This window comes from Pyxidicoccus fallax (assembly GCF_012933655.1).
GTDB lineage: Bacteria > Myxococcota > Myxococcia > Myxococcales > Myxococcaceae > Myxococcus > Myxococcus fallax.
Map to the genome: position 1 here is coordinate 1 of NZ_JABBJJ010000089.1, position 24,358 is coordinate 24,358.

At 70.1% G+C, this 24,358-nt stretch carries 24 protein-coding genes; 12 read left to right on the plus strand and 12 right to left on the minus strand.

Annotation, left to right across the window (positions count from 1 at the left end):
- The first annotated feature begins 128 nt into the window (after positions 1 to 128).
- Positions 129 to 1,238, plus strand: coding sequence for an MJ1255/VC2487 family glycosyltransferase (locus HG543_RS20025; RefSeq protein ID WP_169346415.1), 1,110 nt, complete (start codon positions 129 to 131; stop codon positions 1,236 to 1,238).
- Between the two features lie 18 nt (positions 1,239 to 1,256).
- Here HG543_RS20025 and HG543_RS20030 read toward each other — a convergent pair whose 3' ends face one another.
- Both HG543_RS20030 and HG543_RS20035 read right to left on the minus strand, forming a co-directional pair.
- Complete coding sequence (locus tag HG543_RS20030) at positions 1,257 to 2,303, minus strand: SDR family NAD(P)-dependent oxidoreductase (protein WP_169346416.1); 1,047 nt, start codon at positions 2,301 to 2,303, stop codon at positions 1,257 to 1,259.
- Between the two features lie 59 nt (positions 2,304 to 2,362).
- Positions 2,363 to 2,836 (minus strand): peroxiredoxin family protein, encoded by a 474-nt coding sequence (locus HG543_RS20035; RefSeq protein WP_169346417.1) that lies wholly within the window; start codon positions 2,834 to 2,836, stop codon positions 2,363 to 2,365.
- A gap of 183 nt (positions 2,837 to 3,019) precedes the next feature.
- Here HG543_RS20035 and HG543_RS20040 point away from each other — a divergent pair, with 183 nt between their 5' ends.
- From HG543_RS20040 to HG543_RS20050, 3 genes are all read left to right on the plus strand, one after another.
- Entirely contained in the window at positions 3,020 to 4,138 is a 1,119-nt protein-coding gene (locus HG543_RS20040; protein WP_169346418.1) for an aminotransferase class I/II-fold pyridoxal phosphate-dependent enzyme, read from the plus strand.
- A 165-nt stretch (positions 4,139 to 4,303) separates the two neighbouring features.
- The gene (locus tag HG543_RS20045) at positions 4,304 to 5,185 is read left to right on the plus strand and encodes a hypothetical protein (RefSeq protein ID WP_169346419.1); all 882 of its coding nucleotides are present in this window, start codon (positions 4,304 to 4,306) and stop codon (positions 5,183 to 5,185) included.
- Between the two features lie 22 nt (positions 5,186 to 5,207).
- On the plus strand, positions 5,208 to 6,503 hold the full coding sequence (locus HG543_RS20050; protein ID WP_169346420.1) for a choice-of-anchor X domain-containing protein: 1,296 nt from the start codon (positions 5,208 to 5,210) through the stop codon (positions 6,501 to 6,503).
- A gap of 4 nt (positions 6,504 to 6,507) precedes the next feature.
- On the opposite strand, the gene HG543_RS20055 is transcribed toward HG543_RS20050, so the two are convergent.
- Both HG543_RS20055 and HG543_RS20060 read right to left on the minus strand, forming a co-directional pair.
- On the minus strand, positions 6,508 to 7,533 hold the full coding sequence (locus tag HG543_RS20055) for a hypothetical protein (protein WP_169346421.1): 1,026 nt from the start codon (positions 7,531 to 7,533) through the stop codon (positions 6,508 to 6,510).
- 65 nt (positions 7,534 to 7,598) lie between these two features.
- A complete protein-coding gene (locus HG543_RS20060; protein WP_169346422.1) occupies positions 7,599 to 8,021 on the minus strand; it encodes a hypothetical protein in 423 nt (140 codons plus the stop codon).
- 269 nt (positions 8,022 to 8,290) lie between these two features.
- Between HG543_RS20060 and HG543_RS20065 the strand changes: the two genes are divergently transcribed.
- Positions 8,291 to 9,037: a PP2C family protein-serine/threonine phosphatase gene (locus HG543_RS20065; RefSeq protein WP_169346423.1), complete on the plus strand. Its 747-nt coding sequence runs from the start codon at positions 8,291 to 8,293 to the stop codon at positions 9,035 to 9,037.
- Between the two features lie 4 nt (positions 9,038 to 9,041).
- Here HG543_RS20065 and HG543_RS20070 read toward each other — a convergent pair whose 3' ends face one another.
- Positions 9,042 to 9,644 carry a hypothetical protein gene (locus tag HG543_RS20070; protein ID WP_169346424.1) on the minus strand — a complete coding sequence of 201 codons (603 nt, stop codon included), beginning with the start codon at positions 9,642 to 9,644 and terminating at the stop codon, positions 9,042 to 9,044.
- 243 nt (positions 9,645 to 9,887) lie between these two features.
- Between HG543_RS20070 and HG543_RS20075 the strand changes: the two genes are divergently transcribed.
- Positions 9,888 to 11,093, plus strand: a complete 1,206-nt coding sequence (locus tag HG543_RS20075; RefSeq protein ID WP_246357168.1) for a methyl-accepting chemotaxis protein — start codon at positions 9,888 to 9,890, stop codon at positions 11,091 to 11,093.
- Positions 11,094 to 11,296: 203 nt separating this feature from the next.
- On the opposite strand, the gene HG543_RS20080 is transcribed toward HG543_RS20075, so the two are convergent.
- From HG543_RS20080 to HG543_RS20100, 5 genes are all read right to left on the minus strand, one after another.
- Entirely contained in the window at positions 11,297 to 12,880 is a 1,584-nt protein-coding gene (locus tag HG543_RS20080; RefSeq protein WP_169346425.1) for a PQQ-binding-like beta-propeller repeat protein, read from the minus strand.
- A gap of 129 nt (positions 12,881 to 13,009) precedes the next feature.
- On the minus strand, positions 13,010 to 13,771 hold the full coding sequence (locus HG543_RS20085) for an SDR family NAD(P)-dependent oxidoreductase (protein ID WP_169346426.1): 762 nt from the start codon (positions 13,769 to 13,771) through the stop codon (positions 13,010 to 13,012).
- A 55-nt stretch (positions 13,772 to 13,826) separates the two neighbouring features.
- The gene (locus HG543_RS20090) at positions 13,827 to 14,636 is read right to left on the minus strand and encodes a sterol desaturase family protein (protein WP_169346427.1); all 810 of its coding nucleotides are present in this window, start codon (positions 14,634 to 14,636) and stop codon (positions 13,827 to 13,829) included.
- A gap of 86 nt (positions 14,637 to 14,722) precedes the next feature.
- Positions 14,723 to 14,926 carry a cold-shock protein gene (locus tag HG543_RS20095; RefSeq protein ID WP_169346428.1) on the minus strand — a complete coding sequence of 68 codons (204 nt, stop codon included), beginning with the start codon at positions 14,924 to 14,926 and terminating at the stop codon, positions 14,723 to 14,725.
- Positions 14,927 to 15,178: 252 nt separating this feature from the next.
- Positions 15,179 to 15,823, minus strand: coding sequence for a hypothetical protein (locus HG543_RS20100; RefSeq protein WP_169346429.1), 645 nt, complete (start codon positions 15,821 to 15,823; stop codon positions 15,179 to 15,181).
- A 47-nt stretch (positions 15,824 to 15,870) separates the two neighbouring features.
- Here HG543_RS20100 and HG543_RS20105 point away from each other — a divergent pair, with 47 nt between their 5' ends.
- The 4 genes from HG543_RS20105 (at position 15,871) to HG543_RS20120 (ending at position 19,946) form a co-directional block, all read left to right on the plus strand.
- On the plus strand, positions 15,871 to 16,203 hold the full coding sequence (locus HG543_RS20105; protein ID WP_169346414.1) for a hypothetical protein: 333 nt from the start codon (positions 15,871 to 15,873) through the stop codon (positions 16,201 to 16,203).
- Positions 16,204 to 16,364: 161 nt separating this feature from the next.
- Complete coding sequence (locus HG543_RS20110) at positions 16,365 to 17,024, plus strand: AHH domain-containing protein (RefSeq protein ID WP_343073399.1); 660 nt, start codon at positions 16,365 to 16,367, stop codon at positions 17,022 to 17,024.
- A complete protein-coding gene (locus HG543_RS20115) occupies positions 16,996 to 17,493 on the plus strand; it encodes an imm11 family protein (protein WP_246357170.1) in 498 nt (165 codons plus the stop codon). Before HG543_RS20110 ends, HG543_RS20115 begins: the two co-directional genes overlap by 29 nt.
- A 329-nt stretch (positions 17,494 to 17,822) precedes the next feature.
- On the plus strand, positions 17,823 to 19,946 hold the full coding sequence (locus tag HG543_RS20120) for a phosphatase PAP2 family protein (RefSeq protein WP_169346432.1): 2,124 nt from the start codon (positions 17,823 to 17,825) through the stop codon (positions 19,944 to 19,946).
- Positions 19,947 to 20,104: 158 nt separating this feature from the next.
- Here the strand turns inward: HG543_RS20120 and HG543_RS20125 are convergent, their stop codons facing one another.
- Positions 20,105 to 21,289 carry a nucleoside phosphorylase-I family protein gene (locus tag HG543_RS20125; protein WP_169346433.1) on the minus strand — a complete coding sequence of 395 codons (1,185 nt, stop codon included), beginning with the start codon at positions 21,287 to 21,289 and terminating at the stop codon, positions 20,105 to 20,107.
- A gap of 293 nt (positions 21,290 to 21,582) precedes the next feature.
- Here HG543_RS20125 and HG543_RS20130 point away from each other — a divergent pair, with 293 nt between their 5' ends.
- Both HG543_RS20130 and HG543_RS20135 read left to right on the plus strand, forming a co-directional pair.
- Positions 21,583 to 22,674: a M4 family metallopeptidase gene (locus tag HG543_RS20130; protein WP_343073400.1), complete on the plus strand. Its 1,092-nt coding sequence runs from the start codon at positions 21,583 to 21,585 to the stop codon at positions 22,672 to 22,674.
- 199 nt (positions 22,675 to 22,873) lie between these two features.
- Positions 22,874 to 23,296, plus strand: coding sequence for a hypothetical protein (locus HG543_RS20135; protein WP_169346435.1), 423 nt, complete (start codon positions 22,874 to 22,876; stop codon positions 23,294 to 23,296).
- A 287-nt stretch (positions 23,297 to 23,583) separates the two neighbouring features.
- Here the strand turns inward: HG543_RS20135 and HG543_RS20140 are convergent, their stop codons facing one another.
- A complete protein-coding gene (locus HG543_RS20140) occupies positions 23,584 to 24,198 on the minus strand; it encodes an isochorismatase family protein (RefSeq protein ID WP_169346436.1) in 615 nt (204 codons plus the stop codon).
- Positions 24,199 to 24,358: the final 160 nt, after the last annotated feature.

A 24,358-nucleotide genomic window follows, 5' to 3' on the forward strand; every position in this document is an offset into this window, starting at 1 on the left:
ACGGCGCGAGGATCCAACTCGCACCCCTTGGACAGGTAGGAATGGGCGTGCAGGTCGATGAGCATGGGCGCCGCTCCCTAACAGGCCACCCCGGGGCCTGTCGAGCGCGCGGTACCCGCTCCCGGCCCATGCGAATCCTCTACGGTGTCGTCGGCGAAGGCATGGGCCATGCGACGCGCTCGCGCGTGCTGCTCGAGGAACTGACGAAGGAGCACGAGGTCCACATCGTCGTCTCCGGGCGGGCCCAGGACTACCTCAAGAAGCGCTTCCAGAACGTGCACGGCATCTGGGGCCTGACGCTGGCGTACGAGGGCAACTCGGTGAAGAAGTGGCAGACGGTGCTCCAGAACCTGTCGGGCGCCGTGAAGGGCTGGCCGCAGAACGTGCGCCAGTACTTCGACCTGGTGGACGACTTCCGCCCGGACGTGGTGGTGAGCGACTTCGAGACGTTCAGCTACCTGTTCGCGAAGACGCACCGGCTGCCCGTCATCAGCGTGGACAACATGCAGGTCATCAACCGCTGCCAGCACACGCCGGAATTGCTGGCGGGGTACGAGGACAGCTTCGAGACGTCGCGCGCGATTGTGAAGGCGAAGCTGCCGGGCGCCTTCCACTACCTCGTCACCACGTTCTTCTACCCGCCGGTGCGCAAGCGGCGCACCACGCTGGCGCCGTCGATTCTCCGGCCCGAAATCCTGGAGGCGAAGTCCGAGCCGGGCGAGCACCTGCTCGTGTACCAGACGGCGACGACGAACACGGCGCTGCCGGACATCCTCAAGGCCGCGGGCATTCCGTGCCGCGTGTACGGCCTGCGCCGCGACATCACCGAGGATGTCGTGGACGGCAACCTCACGTACCGGCCCTTCAGCGAGAAGGGCTTCATCGATGACTTGCGCACCGCGCGCGGCGTGGTGGCCAGCGGCGGCTATACGCTGATGAGCGAGGCGGTGTACCTGCGCAAGCCCATGCTGAGCGTGCCGCTGGTGGGCCAGTTCGAGCAGATCATCAACGCCCTGTACCTGGAGCAGCTGGGGTACGGGATGTACGTGAAGGAGCTGTCCGTGGACGCGCTGAAGGAGTTCCTCCAGCGCGTGCCCCGCTGCCAGGAGGCGCTCAAGGGCTACGAGCAGGACGGCAACAAGAAGATGATGGCCGCCCTGAACGAGCAGCTCGCCCTGGCGTACGAGCACCGGGGCCACTGGGCCATGGAGCGGGCCCAGATGGACGAGCAGGGCTGACACCCCTCGCGCGGGGTGTCAGTGGATGGGCACCTCGTTCTCGTTGTTGCGCTCGGCGGCCCGCCGCGTCAGCTCGGTGAGCCAGGACAGGGTGAGCGGCGTCTCGCTCTCGGTGCCCCGGACGCGGTCCGGGGTGCTGTCCTGGGGCAGGTTGCGGCTGACGAAGGCGGTGATGCCCGCCGTGAGGTTGGGCGCCAGCGCCCGGCCCACCGCGGCCAGCTTCGCGGGCAGCCCCACCAGCGCCTCCGCGTCCCCGCGGCGGCAGGCGGAGAGAATCTTCCGCGCCGCCGCCTCGGCGTTCATGGACATCAGGGGCAGTGAGTCGCCCAGGGTGAACCACGCGTACTCCGCCTCGTGGTTGCCCTTGAACCAGGAGTTCTTCGGGCTGCCCGTGCGCAAGAGGCCCGGGCACACCGTGGTGACGAGGATGCCGGCCTGCCGCAGCTCCGCGCGCAGCCCGTCCGACAGGCCCACCAGCGCGAACTTGCTCGCAGCGTACGGCACGAGATGGGGGATGCTCACCTTGCCGCCCACGGAGGCGATGTTGACGATGCGGCCCTCGCCGCGCCGCTTCATCTCCGGCAGCACCGCCAGCGTGGTGTACAGCGGCGCCCACAGGTGCGTGTCCACCGCCTCGCGGAAGTCCTCCATCGTCATCGACTCCACGGGGCCCACCTGGATGACCCCCGCGTTGTTGATGAGGACGTCCACCGCGCCCCAGCGCTCGTGCACGGCGGAGACGAGGGCCTCCACCTGCACCGGATCTCTCACGTCGCAGGGAATGGCCAGCACCTCGCCGCCGGCGCGCTCCAGCTCCTCGCGCGCCCGCTCCAGCGAGGTCTCCTCGCGACCGCAGATGGCCACGCGCGCGCCTTCCTTCAGGAGCAGGCGCGCCATCACCAGCCCGAGTCCGCGTGAGCCGCCGGTGATGAGCACCGTGCGGCCGGAGAACTGGAAGCGCGACCGGAGCGCCTTGCGCAGCCCCAGCGCCGCGCCGACACCGGCCGCGGTCAGCGTCCCCAGCGAGAAACGGGAAGCGTCCTTGTTCTTGCGGCTAGCTGCCATGTGTGGGTCTCCGGAGTGGGTCGGGGCCGCGGCGCGGCCCGGGGCTCGCCCGTCGGCGCTCAGGGCGCCGGGGCCGCGGCGGAGGTGTCGTACCGGGTGTAGCGGTCCAACACCTGTCGCACGTGGTGCGTGCCGTTGCGGCCGGTGAAGTGGTGGCGCAGCCGGCCGGACTCCGCGTCGAACACGAGCCACGCGGGCGTCTGCGTCACGCCGTACGCCTGGGCCATGGAGCCGTCGTCCACGGCGATGGGGTGGCGCAGGTCATGCGAGCGCGCGAAGGCCTCCACCGCGTTGGTGTCGCGCAGCTCCTTCTCGGAGTGCGTGACGTCCACGCTGATGACCTTCAGGCCGCGCGGCCCGTACTCGGCGATGAAGCGCTTCAAGTCGTCGAAGTCCGCGGTGCTGTGGACTTCCTTCATGGAGAAGAAGTGGAGGAGGACGGGCAGCTCATCCAGCTCCGAGACGTGGACCGGGGCATTGACCCAGCCGCCCGTCGGGTCCAGCAGTTTGATGGGGATGTCGAGCGTCGGCATGCGGGCTCCGCGAAAGGCTTGAGGAGGACGCGACTCAAGCTATGCATCGACCGCCGCCGTCCTCCCCCTGGCGAGCCGCCCGCGGTCGCCCGCCTGCCCGGGCGGCGCGGGCACGTGGATGTCGGCTGCCTCGCGCCGCGGGGCGCTGGACGCCCGCCGCCGGAGCAGGCAGAGAGGCGGGCCATGCGCATCCCCGACTTCAAGCTGGAGCGGTACTTCGCGCGCTGGGAGTTCGCGGCGCCCTACCTGCTGTGCTCGTCCGACATCGAGGGCTGGCGGATGGGGGACTTGCTGGCGCTCGCCGACCCGGACGCCCGGGCCCGCTGGGAGGGGCTGACGCTCGGCTACACGGAGACGCCGGGCCTGCCCGCCCTGCGCCAGGAGATTGCCGCGCTGTACCCGGGCCTGTCCCCGGACGACGTGCTCACCTTCGCGGGCGCGCAGGAGGCCGTCTTCGTGCTGATGAACGTCCTGCTGGGCCCGGGGGACCACGCCATCGTCACGTGGCCGGGCTACCAGTCCCTGCACGAGGTGGCGCGCGCCACGGGCGCGGACGTGACGCTCCTGCGGCTGCGCGAGGAGGACGGCTGGGCCCTGGACCTGGACGCCCTGCGCCGCGAGCTGCGGCCACAGACGCGGCTGCTCGTGGTGAACTTCCCGCACAACCCCACCGGCGCGCTGCCGGACCGCGCGACGTTCGACGCGCTGTGCGCCCTGGCCGAGGAGCGCGGCATCCATCTGCTCTCCGACGAGGTGTACCGGCTGCTGGAGTACGACGCGCGCGACACGCTGCCCTCCGCCGCCGAGCGCTTCTCGCGTGGCATCAGCCTGGGCGTCATGTCCAAGGCCTTCGGCCTCGCGGGGCTGCGCGTGGGGTGGCTGGCCTGCCGCGACGCCGAGGTGCTGCGCCGCTGCATGGCCTTCAAGGACTACACCACCATCTGCAACAGCGCCCCCAGCGAGGTGCTCGCGCTCATCGCCCTGCGCGCGAGGGAGCAGGTGCTGTCGCGCAGCCGCGGCATCCTCTCCACCAACCTCGCGCTGCTGGACGCCTTCTTCGCGCGCCACGCGGACACCTTCCACTGGGTGCGTCCGCGCGCCGGCAGCGTCGCCTTCCCGCGCCTGTTGCGTGACACGTCCGTGGCCCGCTTCACCCAGGAACTGGTGGAGCGCGAGGGCGTGCTGCTGCTGCCCGGCGACGTCTACGACTTCCCCGGCAACCACTTCCGCCTGGGCCTCGGCCGCGCCAACCTGCCTGACGCGCTGAGTCGGCTGGAGCGCTTCGTCAACGCGACGCGCTGACGCTGACGCCCCACGTCCAGAGGGCGACGCATCGCGTCAGTTCTTTCCCCCACTTCCAGATTTCCGTGTTCTCGACCTTTTACATCCTGGGAGCCTAGAGTGTGTGCCTCCCTGCCCGGTCCCCCTCCGAGCAGGACATCCCCTCACCTTGGAGGAGGCGCTCACATGAAGAAGCTGCTCGGTATGACTCTTGCCACCACGTTGCTGGTGGGCACGGAGGCGGCCGCCGCCAACTACACGCTGTGGATTCACGGGCGTAACGGCGGTTCGACGCAGGCCGGCAACTACAACGACTTCAGCTATTGGGGCCCCTCCACCACGCCGGCCGGAGTGAACAAGAAGGCCGTCAACTGGAACGGACGGGAGCGCATCGGCGGGCAGAACTACCGCGTCCGTGACGCGCTGGACTGTTTCTGCACCGGCACCAACTGGTGCTACATCGCCGCGCACAGCGCCGGTGACTTGCAGATTGGTTACGCGCTGTCGCTGTACGGCGGCTCGGCGCGTTACAAGAAGAACGCGATTCCCAACTCCAGCGGCGTGTGCGGCAACACGGACGGCACCACGCAGGTGGGCTGGAACATCAAGTGGGTGAACGTGGCGTCCGGCGCGGGTGGCGGCAGCGAGCTGGCCGACGTGGGCGAGTGGGCCACGGGCGAGCCCCTGGTGACGGACCTCGTCACGACCAACGCGCGCGCGCTGTACAACCACAACACGACGCGCAACATCTGGTTCTACATGTTCGCTGGCGCCTCGGGCACGGCGTACTCCGGCATCCTCCCCGGCCAGGACGACGAGGCGGTGGCGTACCACTCGACGGGTGGCGTGTCCGGCAGCTCGGGCAGCTCGCAGTGCAACCCGGGCGACTGGTTCTGCGGTGGCACGCTCACCACCGGCACCGCCGCGTGCAGCGACGGCAAGGCGAAGTGGAGCTACCACACCGTGGAGCTGCGCGACGACAACGAGGCGTACAACCACTACGCCAACGGCAACTGGGGCGGCATCATCGCCAAGGTCCGCGAGGACATGGTGAACTACGCCTACTGAGCCGCACCCCCTCCGGAGCCATATGACGCCTACCGGCACCGTCCCCCCTCCCACTCCCCGTTCCCGCCGCGCCTGGTGGCCTGTCGCACTCCTCCTTCCGGCGTTGGGCCTGCTCGGCTGGTGGTGGGGGGGTGCCGGAGGTGCCGGCTCCGAGGACGTCCCCCCGGACGCCATGCCCACGGCGGAGGCGCCCGCGCGCAACGGGGCGCCGGGCATGGACGCGCCGGGGCGGGTGCCCGCGGGCGTGGCCTCACCCGGCACGGGCACCGTGCTGACGGCTCCCGGGCCGGCGCGCACGCCCCAGGAACAGGAGCGCGAGGCGCGGCGCAAGCTGTGGGAGCAGCGGCTGGAGCGGGCGAAGCGCACGCTCGACACGTACCTGGCCGCCACGCGCTACCCGCCGGAGTCGCGTCCGGGGCGCGAGCAGCCCGACCAGATGGACCTGGCCGAGCCGGAGCGCACGCGCCCGCTGAGCCGGGAGACGCCGGACGTGCAGCTGCGGCTGAAGCAGGACCGCGTCTTCGTCGTCGGTGACGAGGCGGTGCACTTCTTCGTGAGCTGCGAGGACGCGCAGCGCGCGCCCCGGCCCTGCGAGGTGGTGTCCGCCTCCGCGCACGAGTCGGAGTACATGACGGGCGGCAGGGCCGAGTCCCCCGTGGCGCTGACCTTCCGGGACAGCGGCGCCAACGGCGACACGCAGGCCGGCGACGGCGTCTCCACGGGGCGCTTCCAGCCGTCCAAGCAGGGCTTCCCCATGTCCTCCGGCACGCTGCGGGTGAGCCTGCAGGTGCGCTCGGGCAAGACGGAGGGCACCGCCTTCTTCGACATCCTCTACACCCCGTCGCCTCCGGCGATGTTCACCGGCCAGGTGCGCGAGGCGCTGGAGGGCGGCTCGCTGCAGCTCTACCTCGGCATCCAGGTCCGCAAGGCGGGACGGTACGTGGTGGCGGGCCGCGTGGACGACGAGAGCGGCGAGCCCTTCGCGCACGTGTCCTTCAACGAGGAGCTCAGGGAAGGGCCGCAGGAGGTGAGGCTCACCATCTTCGGCAAGCTCGTGCTGGACGAGGTGCCCACCTTCCCGCTGCGGCTGCGCGACGTGGAGGGCTTCCTCCTCAAGGAGCAGGGAGACCCGGACCGCGAGCTGATGGCCAGCCTGCGCGGCTACGTGCACACCACGAAGGAGTACGCGCCCGCCGTCTTCTCCTCCGCGGAGTGGAACAGCGAGGAGCGCGTGCGCTACGTGCAGGAGCTGAACTCGGACGTCGAGGAGGCCCAGGAGCAGCTCGACGCGCTGCTCGCCGAGGAGAAGGCGCCGTAGGCGCTCAGCGCTCGAACGTGTCGGGGGTGGTGCCCAGGTCCACGATGACGGAGGGCTGGGCCTGGAGGTCCGGCTCCACCGCTTCGGCCACGGCCTCCACGCCCTGGGAGCCGAGCGCGCCGGAGACGGGCACCGCCGCGGCGGCGGGGTTGGCCGCCAGCGAGGCGAGCACGCCGGACAGCGCCGCGTCGGACATGGACGGCTCCTCCGGAATCAGCGTGCCCAGGTCGTCCGGGTCCGCGAGGAACTCGTCCGGGCCCGCGGGCCTCACGGCCGGGTCCAGCAGCGCGGCCTCCTGACGGGCGTACTCGGCCGCGCTGGACAGCGGCGAGTCGTCGATGGCCTCGACGTCCGGGGTCTCCACCGCGGCGAGGTCGCGGGCGCCCGCCGCGCCGGAGACGGATGCCGGGCCCTCCTCGAAGACGTCCTCCAGGCCGAGCTCCATCACCGGCTCGGAGGCGGTCTTGGAGGCGACCTTGGAGGCGGGCGGGTCCATCATGAAGAGCACGTCCTCGGCCTCCATCGCGCTCGGCGGCGAGGTGTCGAGGTTGTGCAGCTCCCACGCCGCCGTCTCGGGAGAGAGCAGGTCGTCCATGTCCTGGACGCCCCCCGTGCCCCGGCGCCCGGAGACGCCGTTCACGCCGCCGCCCGCGGGCTCCGAGGGCGCGCCCAGCGAGGACGGCAGCTGCGAGCCGAGCATCTGCGCGTAGCGCGGCCTCGCGGACTCGAAGGAACCCTCGAACGAGCTCTCGCCGGAGAAGACGCGCAGCTGCTGGGGCATGGACGCGCCTGAAGCCCCGCCCGGCGAGGACGTGCCCGCCAGGGAGGGCGCATGCGCGGCGAGCGAGGAGTCGAGGTCGTCCACCTCGGCCTGGAACTCACTCTGGTCGGAGAAGCCCCGCCGCACCGGGGCCACGGGCTCCAGCGGCTCGCGCGGGGCCAGCGGCGACACGGGCTCCACGTCCACGTCGAGCCGGGCCCGGGAGATGGAGCTGGAGAGACCAGAGATGATGCGGCGGATGGAGGACATGAGTACCCCGTGCGGCACACACGTGTGGCCGCATCGGGATTGTCGCTCCGGCGCCGGAAAAGTTGCTAGGGCGCCCCCGCCGCGTCGCCTTCCTCGGAGTGGTGGGCATGGGACTTCTGCTCCCGGTACTCACCGATGTGCGCGTACACGCTCTCCGGGAACTGGAGGTCCTTGTAGACGTTGCACGCGTCCGGGTCGTCCCCGTTGGGGCAGATGGGGAAGTCCTGGCGCGACTGGAACTCCAAAATCTTCTCGCGGCGGGGCGGGCTGTAGTCGCGGCCCTGCACCTGCTCCACCAGCGCGCGGGCCTCCTCCTCGCCACAGGCCGGGTCCTGGATGAGCGTCTCCACCAGCTCCTCCTCGTCCAGGAAGTGACGGGCCACCATGGCGAACACCAGCCGGCCGTAGTGGCCGATGTCCTGGCCCGCCTCGAGCGCGTCGAGCAGGTGGGCCATCATTCCGTTCTTCCGCAGCTCATCGAGTGCCATTCCCGAAGTCCTCTTGGGCTGAAATCCTGTTCAGTGCTCAACTCCAAGCTAGGCACGCGAGGTGTGGTGGCTACCCCACGTTTGGGGTGTGAGTTGGTGGCTGGAGGGCGCTTGCAGCGTCGGCCAGCGGACGGGTGGGGTGGAGATGTCGGGGGCGCGTGGCACTCCCACTCCAGGCGACCCCCGAACGGAGGTATCCGTTCCCGGTGCCCACCGGGGGAGAGGGCACTGGCCTCACGCTTGCTGGGGAGAGGCCCGAGGAGGCAGTCATGAGATTGGACAGCGCGGGACAGAGCCACATCGGCCGGCGGCAGCACAACGAGGACGCGTATTGCGTCCTGCCGGAACTGGGCCTGTTCGTCGTGGCGGACGGGCTGGGTGGACAAGAGGGTGGAGAGGTCGCCAGCCGGTGCGTGGTGGACACCTTCGCGGGCTTCGGCCTGCGACTGGGACAGGACCGGGACTCGACGTGGCCCACGGTGCCGGACCCGGGCCGCAGCCGGGAGGAAAACCTGTTATCGGCGTGCTCGGCGCTGGCGCAGCGGAATCTCCAGGCGCAGCGCGTGGGCCGCCTGAGGGAGATGGCGTCCACGGTGGTGGCGCTCGCGGTGGGAGAGCACGGCGCGGCCGTGGCCCACGTGGGCGACAGCCGGCTGTACCGGCTGCGTGGAGGCACGCTGGAGGCCCTGACGAGGGACCACTCGCTCATCGAGGAGCTGCGCGAGGCGGGCATGTCGCCGCCGGGCGGGCCGGGCAACCTGCGGCACCTCATCACCCGCGCGCTGGGCACCGACAACGCGGAGCCCACCGTGCAGCGGCTGCAGACGGAGCCCGGCGACGTGTTCCTGCTGTGCTCGGACGGGCTCTACGAGCCGCTGGGCATGGAGGGGCTGATGCGGCGGATGACGCTGTCCAGCGCGCGCGAGGCCTGCGACGCGCTCGTCGCGGATGCGTACGAGGCCGGCGGCAAGGACAACATCACCGCGGTGGTGCTGCGCGTCCCGCAGGCCGTCTGACGCGTCAGAAGCCCAGGCCGAAGGAGAGGCTGGCCGACGGCAGCCACGTGTCCACGGGCTCCACCAGGTCCGGGCCATGTGGCAGCCACGCCATGCCCACGTTGAAGTCACCCACCAGCTCGAAGCCGGAGGCCAGGGGCCGCAGGAAGCGCAGCCCCAGGCCCAGCTCGGGGCCGGCCGTGGCCACGCGCCGCGCGTCCGTGCCGGTGATTTGGAGGCCCGGCTCGTCCTCGCCCACCTGCGCCTCGGCGAGCCCGGCGGCGAGGAAGGGCTGCAGGGTGCCCCAGCCCTCCTTCTCGAAGGACATGAGCCGCAGCTTCGCCCGGAAGTGCGCCACCTCCGGCTCCGGGTCTCCGTGAAGGAAGCCGCTGCCCGTGCCGCAGCCCTCCACGGAGAGGAAGGACACGGGGGACAGCTCCAGGCACAGCTCCGGCCGGCGGTTGCCGTTGGCCGTGGAGCCGCCCACGCGCAGGTTGCCGAAGTTGCGCGTCGTGAAGGGCGCATCCGCTACCGCCCGGGCCTCGCCCACGACTTCCTCGGCCCGCGTCGCGCCCGGCGCGAGGACGAGCATGGCCAATGCGGGGACGAAGGTGCGGGACGGGCGCATGGAAGGGACCGAAGCGCGGCGGCTCCGCGCCCGTCAAGGCGGCGGTCCTCTCAGTGTCGCCGGCATGGCGGATGGCTCCTGGGACCTTCGGTGCGGGTGGGGGACTCCAGGGGTGACCGTGACGGCCCCGAGTCACTTCCGCCACCAGCGGATTGCTTCTTCCCCTCTCTACATGTCGGCCGTGTCGGAGTAGTCTGGAATCCCCTGGGGTTCCCCCCTTCATCTCGTCCGGCTCCGCAGCGAATGACGCACAGCCTTGCCGCGCGCCTGTCCGCGGCCACCACCCTGGTCATCCTCGTCCTCACCGCCGTGAGCGTCACCCTCACGGGGTTCGTGTTCGGCTCCAAGTCGGAGACGGTCACCCTCGGCTCCGTGCTGTGGGTGGTCTTCCTGAACACGGTGCTCGCGTTGGGGGCGGGGGCCGTCGTCTTCCTGCTGGTGCGGCGGATGACGTCGCCGCTGCGCCAGCTCACCGCCGCCACGGCCCGCATGGTGGCCGAGGGCGACTTCCGGGGCGCGCTGGAGGCGGGCTCGGCGTTGCGCTCGCAGGATGAAATCGGGCAGCTCGCCGCCACCTTCTCGGAGCTGGTGTCGCAGCTGCGCGCGACGCTGCTGGCGCTGCGCCACTCGGCCGAGCAGCTCGACTCGGCGTCCACGCAGCTGGCCGACTCCGCGTCGGAGCAGAACGAGGCGGTGTCGCAGCAGGCGGTGGCGCTGCACGAGACGCAGGTGGCGGCGCAGCAGCTCCAGGAGGCGTCGCGGGCGGCGGCGAAGCGGGTGGAGGCGATTCAGCGCGAGGCGGAGCGGGCCAGCGCGTTCGGTCAGGAGGGCGAGGCCGCGGTGTCCGGCAGCGTCAGCGGGCTCACGCACATCCGCTCGCACGTGGAGCAGATTGGCCGCACCATCTCCGAGCTGCACCACCGCACGCGGCAGGTGGGTGACATCACCCGCACGGTGAAGGACCTGGCGGACCAGTCCAACGTGCTGGCCCTCAATGCCTCCATCGAGGCGGCGCGCAGCGGCGACGCGGGGCGCTCGTTCGCGGTGGTGGCGCGGGAGATGCGCTCCCTGGCGGACCAGTCCGCGGGCGCGACGACGCGGGTGCAGACGATTCTGGGGGAGATCAGCGGGGCCATCTCGCACGTCGTGCGCACCAGCGAGGGTGGCGCGCGCGAGGTGGAGGGCGGCCTGGAGCAGGTGCGCGCGGCGGGCGAGAGCCTGCGCTCGCTGGCCTCCATCATCCAGACGAACGGGCAGACGGTGAAGGCCATCTCCGACGCCGTCAGCCAGCAGGACGCGGGCATCGCGGAGCTGTTCGCCGCGCTCAGCTCCATGGCCGACCTGGCGGACCAGATTGTCGACCGCATGGCCGCCAACGACCAGGCCGCCATCCAGCTCTCCACGTCCTCGCAGGAGCTGATCGCCATCGTCGGCCGCTACCGGCTGTGAGCGGCGGGGGAGGACGGAAGGCTCGCTCCACCTCGCGGGCGTCGCGCGCCATCGTCGGCCGTTACCGGCTGTGAGCGGCGGGGGAGGGCGGAAGGCTCGCTCCACCTCGCGGGCGTCGCGCGCCATCGTCGGCCGTTACCGGCTGTGAGCGGCGGGGGAGGGCGGTGCGCCCGCCACTCCCGTGCCCGATAAGCGTCAGCGGCTCACGGCTGGGACTTCGGCGTGCCCGAGCGCGAGTTGCCGCCGCCCGCCGTCACCCAGCCGGTGGAGGCGGGCTCGGCGGGCGCGGACAGGTCGAACGCGCGGATGCTCATCCGCCGCGACCAGTCGTTGCTCGCGAGCCAGTTCGTCCACACGCCCATCACCACACGGCCCCGGTACAGCGCCGGCGGGGTGATGTTGGGCGCGGTGCCGGGCAGCGCGCACGCGGCCAGCTCGCGCCCGTCCTTCACATCCAGCTCGCGCAGCACCGACGTGTAATGCGAGTCATCCCCCGTGCAGTTGTAGTCCTCCTCGCAGTTCTCGGAGGGCGGCCGGTCCACCAGGAGCAGCGTGTTCCGGTTCGTGAGCAGCGGCGCCATGGGCCACGCCCCCACGGCCCGGTGCCAGCGCAGCGCGCCGCTCTCCGGGTCCAGCGAGTAGAGGAACGTACGGCCCGGGTGCAGCTCCGTCGGGCAGCCCTCGCCAGCACACGGCTGGTGCGGCAGGACGAGCGTGCCCGCGGCCTGGAAGGCCACGCGCCCATAGGGTGAGTTGGACTGGCCGAACGAGACGTAGCTGCCGTCCGTCGAGGCCGTGGCCAGCGTGGCGAGCGTCGCCCCGGTGGCCGCGTCCGCCACCTCGGCCCGGTCCAGGATGAGCCTCCCACCGTCCACCGCCACGGGCCTGCGCTCCCCCGCGCGGCGCACCTGCCACCGCTGCGTCCCCTCCGCCGAGTACGAGAAGAGCGTCGTCTGCTTCGCCGTGGCGTCGTACGCGCCGCCGTAGCTGTTGCCCTCCGCGTCCACGACGAGTGGCAGTCCCAGCGGCGTGCCCACGGGTGGCGTCGCGGCCTTCCAAACCACCGCGCCCGTGTCCATGTGCAGCGCCACGAGGAGGCTCTGCCCCTCCACCTCCTCGTAGGAGTTGCGAACCACCACGAGGACGTGCGGCGCGCTGAGCGCGACCGAGTCGATGTAGAAGGCGGTGCCCTCCGGGAGCTCCGCACGCAGGCCGCTGATGTCGGTGCTCCACAGCTCGCGTCCATCCACGCGGGCACGCGAGGACACGACGGGGCCGTGGCTCGTCAGGTAGAGCCGGTCCGCGTCCACCGCATGCACGGCCGGAGCACTGTCATTGGCCAGCGCGAGCCGGTATCGGATGACGCCGTCGCGCGAGGCGGAGAAGAGCTCGCACGGGCGCTCACCGGGCTCCTTGTCGGACCAGTACGCGCTCTCGCACTCGGTCCAGTACGTGCGGCCGTCCGCGTCCATCGTCCCGCGGAAGTCCATCGTCTGGCCCCAGGCGCCCTCGTAGCTCCACGCCAGCCGCGCCGTGCCATCGGGCCCGGTGCAGGCCGGGGTGGGAGGAGGCTCCTCGGCGGGAGGGGGCTCCTCACGAGGCGGCTCCGCGGGAAGCGGCCCCGGCTGCACCACCACCGGGCCCCCCGTCCCATCGGAAGGGGGTGTTCCCTCCACGACAGGGGACTCGGGAGCGTCATCGACTCCGGGCGCGGGCTTCGCGCCGTCCTCCGCCGAACAGCCCGCCCATACACACACGCCCAGCACCGCACCCCAGAGCCGCTTCACGCCGCCTCCCGCACCACCACCCGTTGCCAATCCGGTGATGGCGGACAGTGGTGATGCGATTCCCGTCAGGCAACACGCCCCGCCGAGGGCGGCGGCAGGGCGGCCAATCAGGCGGAATGGGAGTGAAACTCAGCCCAGCTCGCCGCCGTCGATGGCGTAGGCGGAGCCGGTGATGCCCGCCGCGGCGTCGGACGCGAGGAAGGCGCACAGCGCGGCCACTTCCTCCGGCTGGATGATGCGGCCCATGGCGTTCATGGACGCGAGCGCCTCGCGCGCCTGCTCATCGCTGCGGCCCGTCGTCTTGGAGATGGCGGCCGTCGCCCCGGTGAACATGTCCGTCTCCACCCAGCCCGGGTTCACCTGATTCACCGTGATGTTCTTCTTGGCGTACTCCGTCGCCAGCGCGCGCGTCATGCCCAGCAGGGCGTGCTTGGACGCGCAGTACGCGGACGTGTACTTCATGCCCTTCATCGAGGCCATGGAGCCGATGTTGATGACACGGCCACCACCGGCCTGGGCCATGGCGGGCATCAGCTCACGGCAGAGGATGAAGGGCGCCGTCACGTTGACGGCCATCACCCGCGCGAGGTCCTCGGTGCGCGTCTTGGTGAGCGGCGCGGACACGGTGATGCCGGCGTTGTTCACCAGCACGCGCGGGGCGCCCTCCGCGAGGATGCGCTTGCAGGCGGCGAGCAGGGCGGCCTCGTCCACCACGTCCACCTCGTGCGTCCGGATGCGCTCACCGCCCTCCTTGCGGAGCGACTCCAGGGCCGACGCCGAGCGCGCCAGCGCCCAGACGTTGTAGCCCTCACGGGCGAAGGACAGCGCCACGGCTCGGCCGATGCCCCGGCTCGCGCCCGTCACCACCACCGACTTCTGGGTCGTTGTCATGGGCGCGGAGCCTAGCGCCAGCGATTGATTTCGGCATCAACGCTCGCGGCCCGCCTCACGGGGTGGGGGCCAGCGCGCCAGGAGGTTGTTTCGCAGAGCGAACGCGCTCGCCGATGCGCTCCAGTCCGGCCCCGGCGCGCGCCCGGGCGTGGACCTCCGCGTAGTCGTCGAAGGCCGTGCCCAGCCACCGGTCGAGTACGGGAGTGAACAGTCCGTAGTGCCCCTGGTACCGGGCGTGGTGCAGGGCGTGGAACGTGGGCGTGAAGAAGAGGCGCCCGGCCCACGAGCGGACGAAGCGCTCGGGCAGCCACTCCGTGTTCCCGTGGCCGAACACGTTGAGGACGTAGTTGGTGAGGACGTACGCCATGACGCCCGCGGAGGTGACGGGCATCACCTGCATGGCGAGAATGACGAGGCCGAACCCGCCGCCCATCAGGATGAGCCGCTCGGCCATGGAGAAGGAGAGGGACGTGAGCGGGTCCGTCACCTGCGCCACGTGGTGCTGCGCGTGCAGCCGGTAGAGCACACGCGTGTGCAGCAGGCGGTGCGACACGTAGAACCACACCTCGAAGCCCACGAACATCCAGGCGAAGGTGGCCAGCGCCACGCCCGGGCTGAAGGGCGCCATGTCGCGCTCGTACGCGGCGCGAAAGGCGGTGATGAGCAGCGCGTCGCACAGCACCACGCCGATGGCCGCTCGCGCCTCGCTCCGGAGCTGTCCCTCGGCCAGCTCCCGCCGGTACACCCGCCAGCGCTCGGCGAGGCGGGTGCGCCCCAGGGCCCAGCCCAGCGATACCGGCACCGCCTTCACCACTCCCGAGACGACGAAGAAGACGGGCAGCAGCTTCAGGTACGTGGAGTCCATGGCGTACCGATGCTACTCCCCCGGAAAACGAAAAAGGCCCAGCCTCGCGAGGAGACTGGGCCGGTGCGGGTCCTAGAGGACGCGCTTCAGACAGGGCGAACGTTCTGCGCCTGCAGGCCCTTGGGGCCACGGGCGACGTCGAACTCGACCTTCTGCCCTTCCTGCAGGGAGCGGAAGCCGTCGGTCTGGATCGCGCTGTGGTGGCAGAAGAGGTCCTCGCCCCCGCCGTCCTGCGTGATGAAACCGAAGCCCTTCGCGTCGTTGAACCACTTCACGGTACCGATTGCCATTTACTCGTGTCTTCTTTCTGGTCCGGCCTCAATGAGTTGAGGCGGAGGCCGCTCCCTGTTGGGGGCGGCCATTGCCGTGTGTCACGTTTCAAGGCTCGTGCCCAGGAATCCTTTTCGAATTTCTCCGAAAAGTGGCCCCCGTGACTGTCGGCTGGGGATGAAACCCTGGGTCCCGAGCTTCCATTCCGCGGGTTCTCGCCAAGGATGACCCGGGAGGTGTCAGACCGGATGTGGCCTGGCGGCCGGGAAGTTTCATGAGGCGAGCAGGGACTCCACCCTTCGCACGGCCTCCGCGATGCCTTCGGAGACGCTCGGGAAGCTGGTGTACTGGGGCAGCTCACGCGGAGCGCGTGCCGCCAGCTCCGCGGCGCTTCCCACGTCGTACAGATGGCGCGCGGCGCCGCCCCACAGCCGTTTCCGCTCGGCCTGGAGGAGTGACGTAACGTCTTTGAATGACGACGACGCCAGCCCATACAGGGCATGCAGGCTCACATCCAGGACATCCGGAGGCCTCGCGAGCTCGGGGCGCGCCAGCAACAACGCCGCCCAGCTCCCGGAAGCGGGCTCCGCCAGGGGCGTCCAGCGAAGCGCGGCGGAAACCCGCTCATAGGCCTGGACCACCTGCTTCCGGGCAAGCTCCTCCCGCTCCCCCCAGCGCCAGGCCCTGTAGCGCCCGAGCGCCTCCAGGTCTCCCGAGAGCCGTGGACGGTGAGCGACATCGTGGGCCACCGACCTCCACAGCTCCCGGGTGCGCCCGAGGTCCCATTCAGGGTTGGCCGAGGAAAGCCAGACATGGCTCAGGTGCAGCGCGGCTCCCTCGGCGCACTCCGGATGGATGAACATCCCCACACGTTGGGAGATGGCGAGCAGCCGCTGTTTGAAGGGTTGGGGAGTCATGGCTCAGAAGCCGAAGTCGATGTCTCCCGGATGATTCCAGCTCGGCCTTGCAAGTAGCCCCTCACTACCATGCGCTGGTCCCGAACGGCGTCTTCGTGCCAGGGGAGGGCGGCGTGCGCTTCGAGGCGTTGCCGCCGCCCACGCAAGCAGCGGTGGAGCGGCTGTTGGGTGTGATGTGCCACCGGGTGCCGCGGTTGCTGGAGAGAAGAGGGGTACTGCACGCCACCGGGGCGAAGCGTCGGCCGCTGACCGGGAGGCCCCAGGGCGCAGTCCTCGCCGGCTTCCCGCCCGTGGCACCCCAGCAGCGCACGCCCCCTGCGGAGAAGCCGGTACCGCCGCTGGCGCAGGCCCACCGTGAGGGACCGGACCGCGCGGCGTGAGCGCTCATGTCCGTCAAGGTGTCAGCCATTGCATGGATTGGGACCCTGGCGGACACTTCTGAGTTGATATGGCATGGAGGTCTCCTGACTCCACGCCCGTCATCATCCGCGGTCGCCGAGTCATGTTCCTCCAGTCCAAGCCCGGCGACGGGCCTCAGCCCGTGAAGAAGCCTCCGTGCGAGTACTGCGGGAAGCAGGGACATCCGTTCGCCCCTTCGTGGGGCAGCTCCATCGGCAGCTCCGGCATCCTGCGGGACAACATCCTCAAGGGCCACGAGGCGGACGTGCACCCCTGGTATACGGGCCGCTGGTCCATCGCCGCGCATCACCTCATCTGCTCCGAGGCCATGGCGGACGACGAGGTCTGGGCGCGGTTCTGCCGCGAGTTTGGCTACGACCTCAACCGGGCGCAGAACGGCGTCATCCTCCCCATGGTGTTGGCCGTCGCGTGCGAGCTGCACGTGCCCGTCCACGTCGGGCCCCATGCAGGCGGCTGGGCATTCGACATGGACCTGGCGTACCCGGAAGCGGTGAAGGCCCGCCTCGCGAAGGTGGCGCGCGCCGTCGGGGCGGGCGGATTTTGCTCCAGTCCCTCAACGTTGACGGACGAGCTGGACAGGCTCAGCGCGGAGATTCTGGGACGCATCGCGACCGGCCGCTGGACGCTTACCCGCGATGGACAGGACTACCTGCCTGGGGGCGTAGGCCATGCAACGCGAGTACTTCGTCCTCATGCGAGCGCGCTCCCAGCAGCACCCGTTATTGGTATGGGGCCAGGACTATCTCCCATTCTTGAAAGCGGGCCCCGTCGAGGTGCGTGAGCCGGTGACACTGAAGCTGGGAGAGCCGGTGCCGCCCAAGCCCGTCATGGTGGACCACCACAGCCTGCCTGCACCGGTCGTTTCCTCGCGGCTCAAGGAGGCGCTCGCGCCGCGGGACCTGCACGGCGTGCAGTGGGTTCCGGCGGATGTCCACGTGGGAGAAGGAGATGTGCGCCGCTACTGGCTCATGCACATGTGGCGGCAGATTCGCTGCATGGACCGGGAACGCTCCGACTTCAGGGCTGCCCCGAGCGGGCTTTTCCTGCTGAGCCTCGACCGGCTCGTCCTCGATGAGGCGGTGCTGCGGGAGATACCTCTTGAGCAGCGGCTCGCCTTTCTACTGGAGGAGGACACGGTCCACCTCTTCCACCGCTCCGTGGTGGACCGCGTACTCTCGCTGACACCTCCACCGGAGGGACTTCGCTTCATCCCGGTGGAGGAGTGGAACGACTCAGCTGGCTTCCGGTGACGGGCTCGTCGAGTTGCGCCAGCGCGGACACCCACTCCTGGATGAGAGCGCTCACCGCGAGCGCGGGGCTTGAGGCAGCGGCCAGGAAGGAGCCGCGGAAGGAGAAGACGCCGCGAGGGGACTTTCGCCGAGTTGCGACCATCCAGCAGTGGTCACTCCCCCAGCCCGACTGTCGCGTCCCTCATGCCGCGACTGTCGGGAGCCGGGCGATGAGCAACCCTGGAATACGAGGAGGCGGAAGGAACCGGTAGGCAGTGTCCCCCGGTCTTCCGCTCGACCTTCTCCCCCGTGCGCCGGCCCGGGTCCCTCTCTCCACCGAGGAGCCACCCATGAGAGTCCAGGCTGCTTTCCCCCCGTTGCTGCTCGCACTGCTGGCACCCGCGGCGTGGGCGCAGGCCCCCAACACGGCACGGGCCGACCAGGCGCGGCAGGTCCGCGTCGACGCCGCGGACTTCCAGCGCGCCCAGCCGCTGCCCATCCCCGTCAACAACAACGACCAGAACGACTTCGGGCGCTGGGCCGTCTACTCCAAGGGCCTGCCGCACGACAGCCTGGGCGAGCCGGATCCGGTGCAGTTCGACGCGCTGCTGGCAGCGCTGCTCACCGGCAACCCCGCGCAGCTGGAGGCGGTGGTGCTCGGAGGCGAGCGCCGGCTGGTCAACCCGCAGGCAGGCTTCTCCTTCACGCTGGAAGGCGCGGACCCGCAGGCCATCACCATGGGGCCCGCGCCCGACTTCGACAGTGACGAGGCCGCGTCGGAGATGGCCGAGCTGTACTGGATGGCCCGGAACCGCGACGTGCGCTTCGACCAGTACGGTGGCAGCGACCAGGCCGATGAGGCCGCCCGGAACATTGGCAACCTGCGCTTCTACCGCGGCGCCCGGCGAAGCACTGGCGAGGTAATCGCCCGGCTCACCTTCCGCGCGGACACGCCCGGCGCGCTGGAAGGCCCATACGTCTCGCAGTTCCTGCTCAAGACGCTCCCCTACGGCGGTGGCCCGCTGGCCACGACGACGGACATCAACCCGCCCCCGTCCGGCGTGGAGCCCACGGCCCACCAGCCCGTCGAGCAGCGCATCTGGACCCGCTTCGCCGGAGACGACCGCGTCACCAACTACAACGAGTGGCTGGACATCCAGAATGGCAAGAACCCGGCGGACCCCACCGACACGCTGGAGGACTTCGACCCGGTGCGCCGCTACATCCGCAGCGGGCGCGACCTGGCCGAGTGGGTGCACTTCGACTACCCGCTCCAGGCCAGCCTCAACGCGGCGCTCATCCTGGCGCGGCAAGGCGACTTCCTGCCGGATGGCCGGTACGACCCGGACCCCAAGTCCTCGCCTCGCGCGGAGGACGAGAACAACCCCTACCGCGTCTATCAGAAGCAGGAAGCCTTCGTGACGTTCGGCAACAGCGACGCCCAGTCGGTGACGACGCTGGTGACGAACACGGTGCTGCGCGCGCAGTGGTTCCAGAAGTGGCAGGTGCATCGGCGGCTGCGCCCCGAGGAGTACGGCGGCCGCGTCCACAACCGCCTCGTCAACGGGGTCAACTACCCGGTGCCCGCCGAGCTGCTGAACTCACCGGTGCTGCCGGCAATCTTCGCACGCAACGCGCAGACCAATGCCGCGCGCAACCTGGGCCCGGGCACGTACCTGCTGCCGCAGGCCTTCCCCGAGGGCAGCCCCATCCACCCGGCCTACGCCTCGGGCCACTCCACGTACATCGGCGCGGGCATCACGGTGCTCAAGGCCTTCTACGCGGACTTCCCCATCATCCACCCGCAGGTGCCCAATGCCGAAGGCACGGCGCTGCTGCCGTACGCCGGGACGCTGACGATGTTCAACGAGCTGGACAAGCTGGCCTCCAACGTGGGCATGGCGCGGCTCTTCGCGGGCGTGCACTACCGCAGCGACCACGACAACGGGGTGCGTCTGGGCGAGCTGTACGCACTGCGCACGCTCCAGGACTGGGCGCGGCTGTACCCGGAGCGGCTGCCAGATGGCACGCCCTTCCAGGGCTTCCGGGTGCGCACGCTCGGTGGCAACACGCTGACGGTGAATGCCACCAGCCCGGCGCTGCCCAATACGGTGAGCCGGGTGGAGGGCCTCATGCTCATCAACGCGGACACGGGGCAGCCCATCCCCGGGTATGCGCCCCTCTACAACCACGCGGTCATCGACCTGAGCGACCTGGCGGCGCAGGGCCATGCCAACTTCGCCGTGCGCGCCACCACCTATCCGCAAGCCGTGGGCAGTGTGCGCTTCGATTACTGGGACCAGGTCCGCGTCCGGGGCACCTGGCCGTATGACCTCGTCAACGACGTGAATGACCCACAGTCGCTCAAGACATTTCGGGGAAGCCTGACCCTGAAGGCCACGCCCTTCAGCGCGGCGGGCGCGGGCGGCGTGGGAGGCGTGCCACTCTCCGTCGCCATCGTCATCCAAGAGTAGCCACACGTCAGGAGCCGGTCCGGCGCGTGACGGGCGCCGGACCGGCCGTTCCCAGCCAGGTCGAGCCATGGCCACGGACCCCTCTCCTGAACAGTTGCGGACCATCACCCGGAGCGACTGGCCGGCCAACAAGGAACACCTGTCCACGACCAGCGCGCTCACGCGTTGTCGCCGTGCCCCGCGATGACGGCCCAGGTGGCGAGGGCACTGTTGACGCTCGTCCAGTAGCCGTAGACCTCGTAGTACCAGACGGCCCAGTGGGCCTGCATGTTGAGCGAGCGCGGAGCGTCCGGCAGGTCCCCGTTGATCTGCGGGTCGGACGCGTTGCGGATGACGAGCCACAGGGGCGCCTGGGCCCCCAGCTCCTCGGCCACCAGCCCCAGCACCGCATCCCCCATCTCCACGCCCGCGCCCACCGTCTCCAGCCCGTTTCGCGAGGTGCCGAACTCGAAGTAGTCCGTGGTGAGGATGGGGTGGAACTCGGGCATGTCCCGTCCGTCGACCTTGAAGTCCGGGGTGTTGCGCGGGCCGCGCAGGAGGGGGCCGGTGAAGGCGTAGCGCTTGGTGGGTGGACCGAAGTCCGGCTCGCGGAGCTGCTCCACGTGGCGCGACATCAACCGGTACGCGTCATCGAAGTACCGCATGGGGATGGGGAAGTCGCAGCGGTACGTCCGCCCGTTGAAGGACTCGTTGCGGAACTCCTTCGACAGGCGGAACTTCGCGGCGCGGGTGAGGATGACATCCCCCAGCTCATGCTCCGGGAACGTGGCGCCCGCGGTGCCCACGGTGAGCACCATTCGCGGCTTCACCTCGCGGATGAGCTGGTGGAACAGGTCCTTCACGGGCAGCGTCGCGGTGCCGTCGCCGGTGCGCACGCCGTCCTGGTTGAGGTGCAGCTCCGACTTGAAGCACAGCACCCGCTTGCCGCCAATCCGCGTGAGGCACCAGCTCCCCAGGCGGCCCACCCGCTGCGACGGGGCGCCTCGACGGATGTTCGGCCGGTAGCGCGCCTCGAAGTCCCGGTCATAGGGATACCAGCGGTCGCGCCGGATGCCCGGGGTGAGTGTGTCCGCCAGGGCCTCGACCTCGGCCACCGTCCAGGTGATGACCAGGTAGTCGGCCTCGGGCAGGGCCTCGCCGGGAGCGGGAGTCTGTGCGAGCGGCATGGGCACGGGCGCCAGCCCCGGGGGGAAGGTCAGCCCCAGGTTCACCTTCTCCAGGGGAGCTCGCTCCCGGGGAATGGCGATGGCTTCCAGCGGCACCTCCTCCTCCGCGGCGCCGTATTCGATGATGTGCCGGGCGAGCATCTCGGGGCTGCTCAGGATGGAATGCGGGTTGGGCATGGCGCGCCTCCAGGGCTCCAGCGGGTTTGAGACGGCCTCGACGCGTTGTGACGCCGGGCCCTGTCAGGTGGGCTTTCCAAGGACGGCTGCCCGATAGCCGGACGGCCGGGCGGGAGGGATGCAGGCCCAGCTCCCGGGCAGGTGAATGGGCGAGGGGGGCACCGGTTCACAACCGCGTCCAGCGGTTCCCGCCTCCTCGAGTACGTCTCCATGGAGCGCCGGACATGTGCCTCTATCCCCGACATCGACATTCCCTCCATTGCATCCTCCCGCCCCACCTCAGCCGCGAGATTGTGAGGAACGGCTCGAAGGAGCAGCGTGAGCGCGTCCTCCGGACGCAGGCTGTCGACAACACCCTCCGGGCCATGCGCCTGGCACGCAGCGGGCTGGCCCGGATGGGTGCGCAGTTCCAGCCCGGCCCCATCATGGTGGCGGGCCAGAAGCTGCGAACCATCTTCGACATGAAGAACTCGCAGGAGTTCCCCGGGCTGATGGCCCGCTCCGAGGGGCAGGCGAACAGCAGCGACGTCTGCATCAACGAGGCCTATGAGGGCCTGGGTGCGACGTATGACATGTACCAGGAGGTCTTCAGCCGCAACTCCATTGACGGCCAGGGCATGCCGCTCCACGCCCACGTCCACTATGGCCACGACTACGACAACGCCTTCTGGGACGGCGAGCGCATGGTGTTGGGCGATGGGGACGGCGACATCTTCAACCGCTTCACCATCGCCGTGGACGTCATCGGCCACGAGCTCGCCCACGGCGTCACGGAGCACGAGGGCCCCCTCACCTATTTCGTCCAGGCGGGCGCGCTCAACGAGTCGCTGTCCGACGTCTTCGGCTCACTCGTGAAGCAGCACCTGCTGAAGCAGAAGGCGGACGAGGCGGACTGGCTCATCGGCCAGGGCCTCTTCACGAAGAACGTCGAGGGCCAGGCGCTGCGCTCCATGAAGGCGCCCGGCACCGCGTACGACGACAACGTGTTGGGGAAGGACCCGCAGCCGGCCCGCATGCGCGACTACGTGCACACGTGGGATGACAACGGCGGCGTGCACATCAACTCCGGCATCCCCAACCGGGCCTTCTACCTCGTGGCGACGCAGCTGGGCGGCTACGCGTGGGAGCGGGCCGGCCACATCTGGTACGAAACGCTGAGGGACCCGCGGCTGAAGCCCAACGCCACGTTCCTCTCCTTCGCGCGGCTCACGGTGCTGTCCGCCGCGCGCCTCTTCGGCAGCGGCAGCGACGAGGAGAAGGTCGTCCGCGACGCCTGGAGCCAGGTGGACATCCGCGTCTCGCGCGAGCGGGTGGGAGAGCCCTTGTGGGGTCCCGGTGTTCAGCCCCCGCCGCAGCAGTCCGGGCAGCAGCCGCCGGCTCAGTAGTCCAGGTGAGGCCACGAGGACGAGCCATGCGAATCGAACTTTCAGCGCGGCGGGCGCGGGCGGCGTGGGAGGCGTGCCACTCTCCGTCGCCGTCGTCATCCAAGAGTAGCCACACGTCAGGCGCCCTTTGACGGTGGACTGGACACTCGGCCGGCAGCCGCCGGCCATCCGGGCGCGCTGGCTGCTAGGTTCCGGCGCCATGTCCACTCCCGATGAGACGAGCCTGCCCGCGGAGACGTTGGCCAAACGCCCGCTGGTGCTGGTGGCGCTGGAGGGCTCCACCATCCTCGCCGACCGCCGCTTTCCGCCGGGTGCCACCGTGTCGGTGGGGAGCAACTCGCGCACGGAGCTGCCGCTGCCTCCCAAGTTCGAGCTCGCCGCCTACACGCTGCTCACCAACGGCTCGGTGCTGCACCTGGCCCCGCCGCTTCACGTGCAGGCGCGCGTGTGGCATGACGGCAAGGTGGTGGAGCTCAAGGGGCACTTCCGCGACCTTCGGAAGAAGCACCCGGAGCTGCCCCACGTGCTCCCGCTGGCGAGTGAGCGGTTCGTGGTGAGCTACGCGACCGGCGTGGTGTTCATGGGCCGCTTCCTGCCGGAAGACTCGCATCCCTCAACTTGAATTCCGTGAAGCCGCGATGCCCGAGCAGAAGAACGCGATGGAGCCAGCAGCCCGGCGAGAGGGATGTCAGTTCTCGCGAAGTTGCTCCAGGAGTCATCCCTCCACGGCACGGGCGGCTCGGCAGCGAACCGGGCCGCTGGCGAAGCACCTGCTCCGAGCGGAGGAACTGCTCCGCTGAGCACCATCCCGAGGGTGAGCGCGTGGCCAGCGGTCGCCATGCTGCCCGATACCCCGGCAACACGCCCAGGCACTCCACCGACTCACCGGTGAAGCTCAGCCGCTTCCATTCACGGGGGCGGGCGCTTCGCCGAGGTGCGCCGCCGCCTCGCGGTCAGCTTCACCTCGTCGCTCCGGCAGATGCGCACGCGCAGGAAGCGCTTGAGCTGGGAGAGGGTGATGTCGTGGTCGTGGTCGCTCTCCGCGGCGCAGCAATCACTCAGCACGGTGAGCTTGTACTCGTGCATGTGCGCGTCGTGGGCGCTGAAGAAGATGCAGAGGTTGGTGGCCATGCCCGCGAGGATGAGCTTCTTCGTTCCCAGGTACTCCAGCAGCGGTACCAGTGAGGTGGCGAAGAAGGCGGAGTGCTTGGGCTTGAGGATGAAGTAGTCATCCGGGGTGGGCTTGAGGGCCCGGGCGACGTCGCGGCCCCGGATGCCCGGCCGCGTGCAGTGCTTGTAGATGTCGCTGAAGTTGCTGCGCCAGTAGCCGAAGTTGTCGTTGACGTAGATGATCGGCACCCCGGCCCGCCGCAGCTTCGCGGCGAAGGGGCCCAGGCGTTCCACCATCCTCATGGCCCATGGCAGGACGTTCTCCCCACCGGGGAACTCCAGGTCGTTGATGACGTCGATGATGAGCAACGCGGTGTCGGAGCGCTTGCCGCGTGCCTGGGTCTGCTTCGTCACGCCCACCTCACGCCCGGGAAGCTATTCTCGCGGGCGAGGGGCGGGAGGCCCCTCACGCGGAATCTCTCCGGCTCCGTGCACGGCCTGACAGGGCCCCGCCCGGGCGCGGTCCGTGGCGTCATCCCCCACGGGGAAGGTCACGCCCGTGTCCTGGACACCG

Bases quoted from the DNA above. Each gene is read 5' to 3' on its own strand.
- HG543_RS20050 (WP_169346420.1), top strand. From the start codon at position 5,208: ATGACGCCTACCGGCACCGTCCCCCCTCCCACTCCCCGTTCCCGCCGC.
- HG543_RS20070 (WP_169346424.1), bottom strand. From the start codon at position 9,644: ATGCGCCCGTCCCGCACCTTCGTCCCCGCATTGGCCATGCTCGTCCTC.
- HG543_RS20025 (WP_169346415.1), top strand. From the start codon at position 129: ATGCGAATCCTCTACGGTGTCGTCGGCGAAGGCATGGGCCATGCGACG.
- HG543_RS20045 (WP_169346419.1), top strand. From the start codon at position 4,304: ATGAAGAAGCTGCTCGGTATGACTCTTGCCACCACGTTGCTGGTGGGC.
- HG543_RS20065 (WP_169346423.1), top strand. From the start codon at position 8,291: ATGAGATTGGACAGCGCGGGACAGAGCCACATCGGCCGGCGGCAGCAC.
- HG543_RS20030 (WP_169346416.1), bottom strand. From the start codon at position 2,303: ATGGCAGCTAGCCGCAAGAACAAGGACGCTTCCCGTTTCTCGCTGGGG.
- HG543_RS20075 (WP_246357168.1), top strand. From the start codon at position 9,888: ATGACGCACAGCCTTGCCGCGCGCCTGTCCGCGGCCACCACCCTGGTC.
- HG543_RS20100 (WP_169346429.1), bottom strand. From the start codon at position 15,823: ATGACTCCCCAACCCTTCAAACAGCGGCTGCTCGCCATCTCCCAACGT.
- HG543_RS20055 (WP_169346421.1), bottom strand. From the start codon at position 7,533: ATGTCCTCCATCCGCCGCATCATCTCTGGTCTCTCCAGCTCCATCTCC.
- HG543_RS20120 (WP_169346432.1), top strand. From the start codon at position 17,823: ATGAGAGTCCAGGCTGCTTTCCCCCCGTTGCTGCTCGCACTGCTGGCA.
- HG543_RS20035 (WP_169346417.1), bottom strand. From the start codon at position 2,836: ATGCCGACGCTCGACATCCCCATCAAACTGCTGGACCCGACGGGCGGC.
- HG543_RS20060 (WP_169346422.1), bottom strand. From the start codon at position 8,021: ATGGCACTCGATGAGCTGCGGAAGAACGGAATGATGGCCCACCTGCTC.
- HG543_RS20090 (WP_169346427.1), bottom strand. From the start codon at position 14,636: ATGGACTCCACGTACCTGAAGCTGCTGCCCGTCTTCTTCGTCGTCTCG.
- HG543_RS20085 (WP_169346426.1), bottom strand. From the start codon at position 13,771: ATGACAACGACCCAGAAGTCGGTGGTGGTGACGGGCGCGAGCCGGGGC.
- HG543_RS20125 (WP_169346433.1), bottom strand. From the start codon at position 21,289: ATGCCCAACCCGCATTCCATCCTGAGCAGCCCCGAGATGCTCGCCCGG.
- HG543_RS20135 (WP_169346435.1), top strand. From the start codon at position 22,874: ATGTCCACTCCCGATGAGACGAGCCTGCCCGCGGAGACGTTGGCCAAA.
- HG543_RS20040 (WP_169346418.1), top strand. From the start codon at position 3,020: ATGCGCATCCCCGACTTCAAGCTGGAGCGGTACTTCGCGCGCTGGGAG.
- HG543_RS20095 (WP_169346428.1), bottom strand. From the start codon at position 14,926: ATGGCAATCGGTACCGTGAAGTGGTTCAACGACGCGAAGGGCTTCGGT.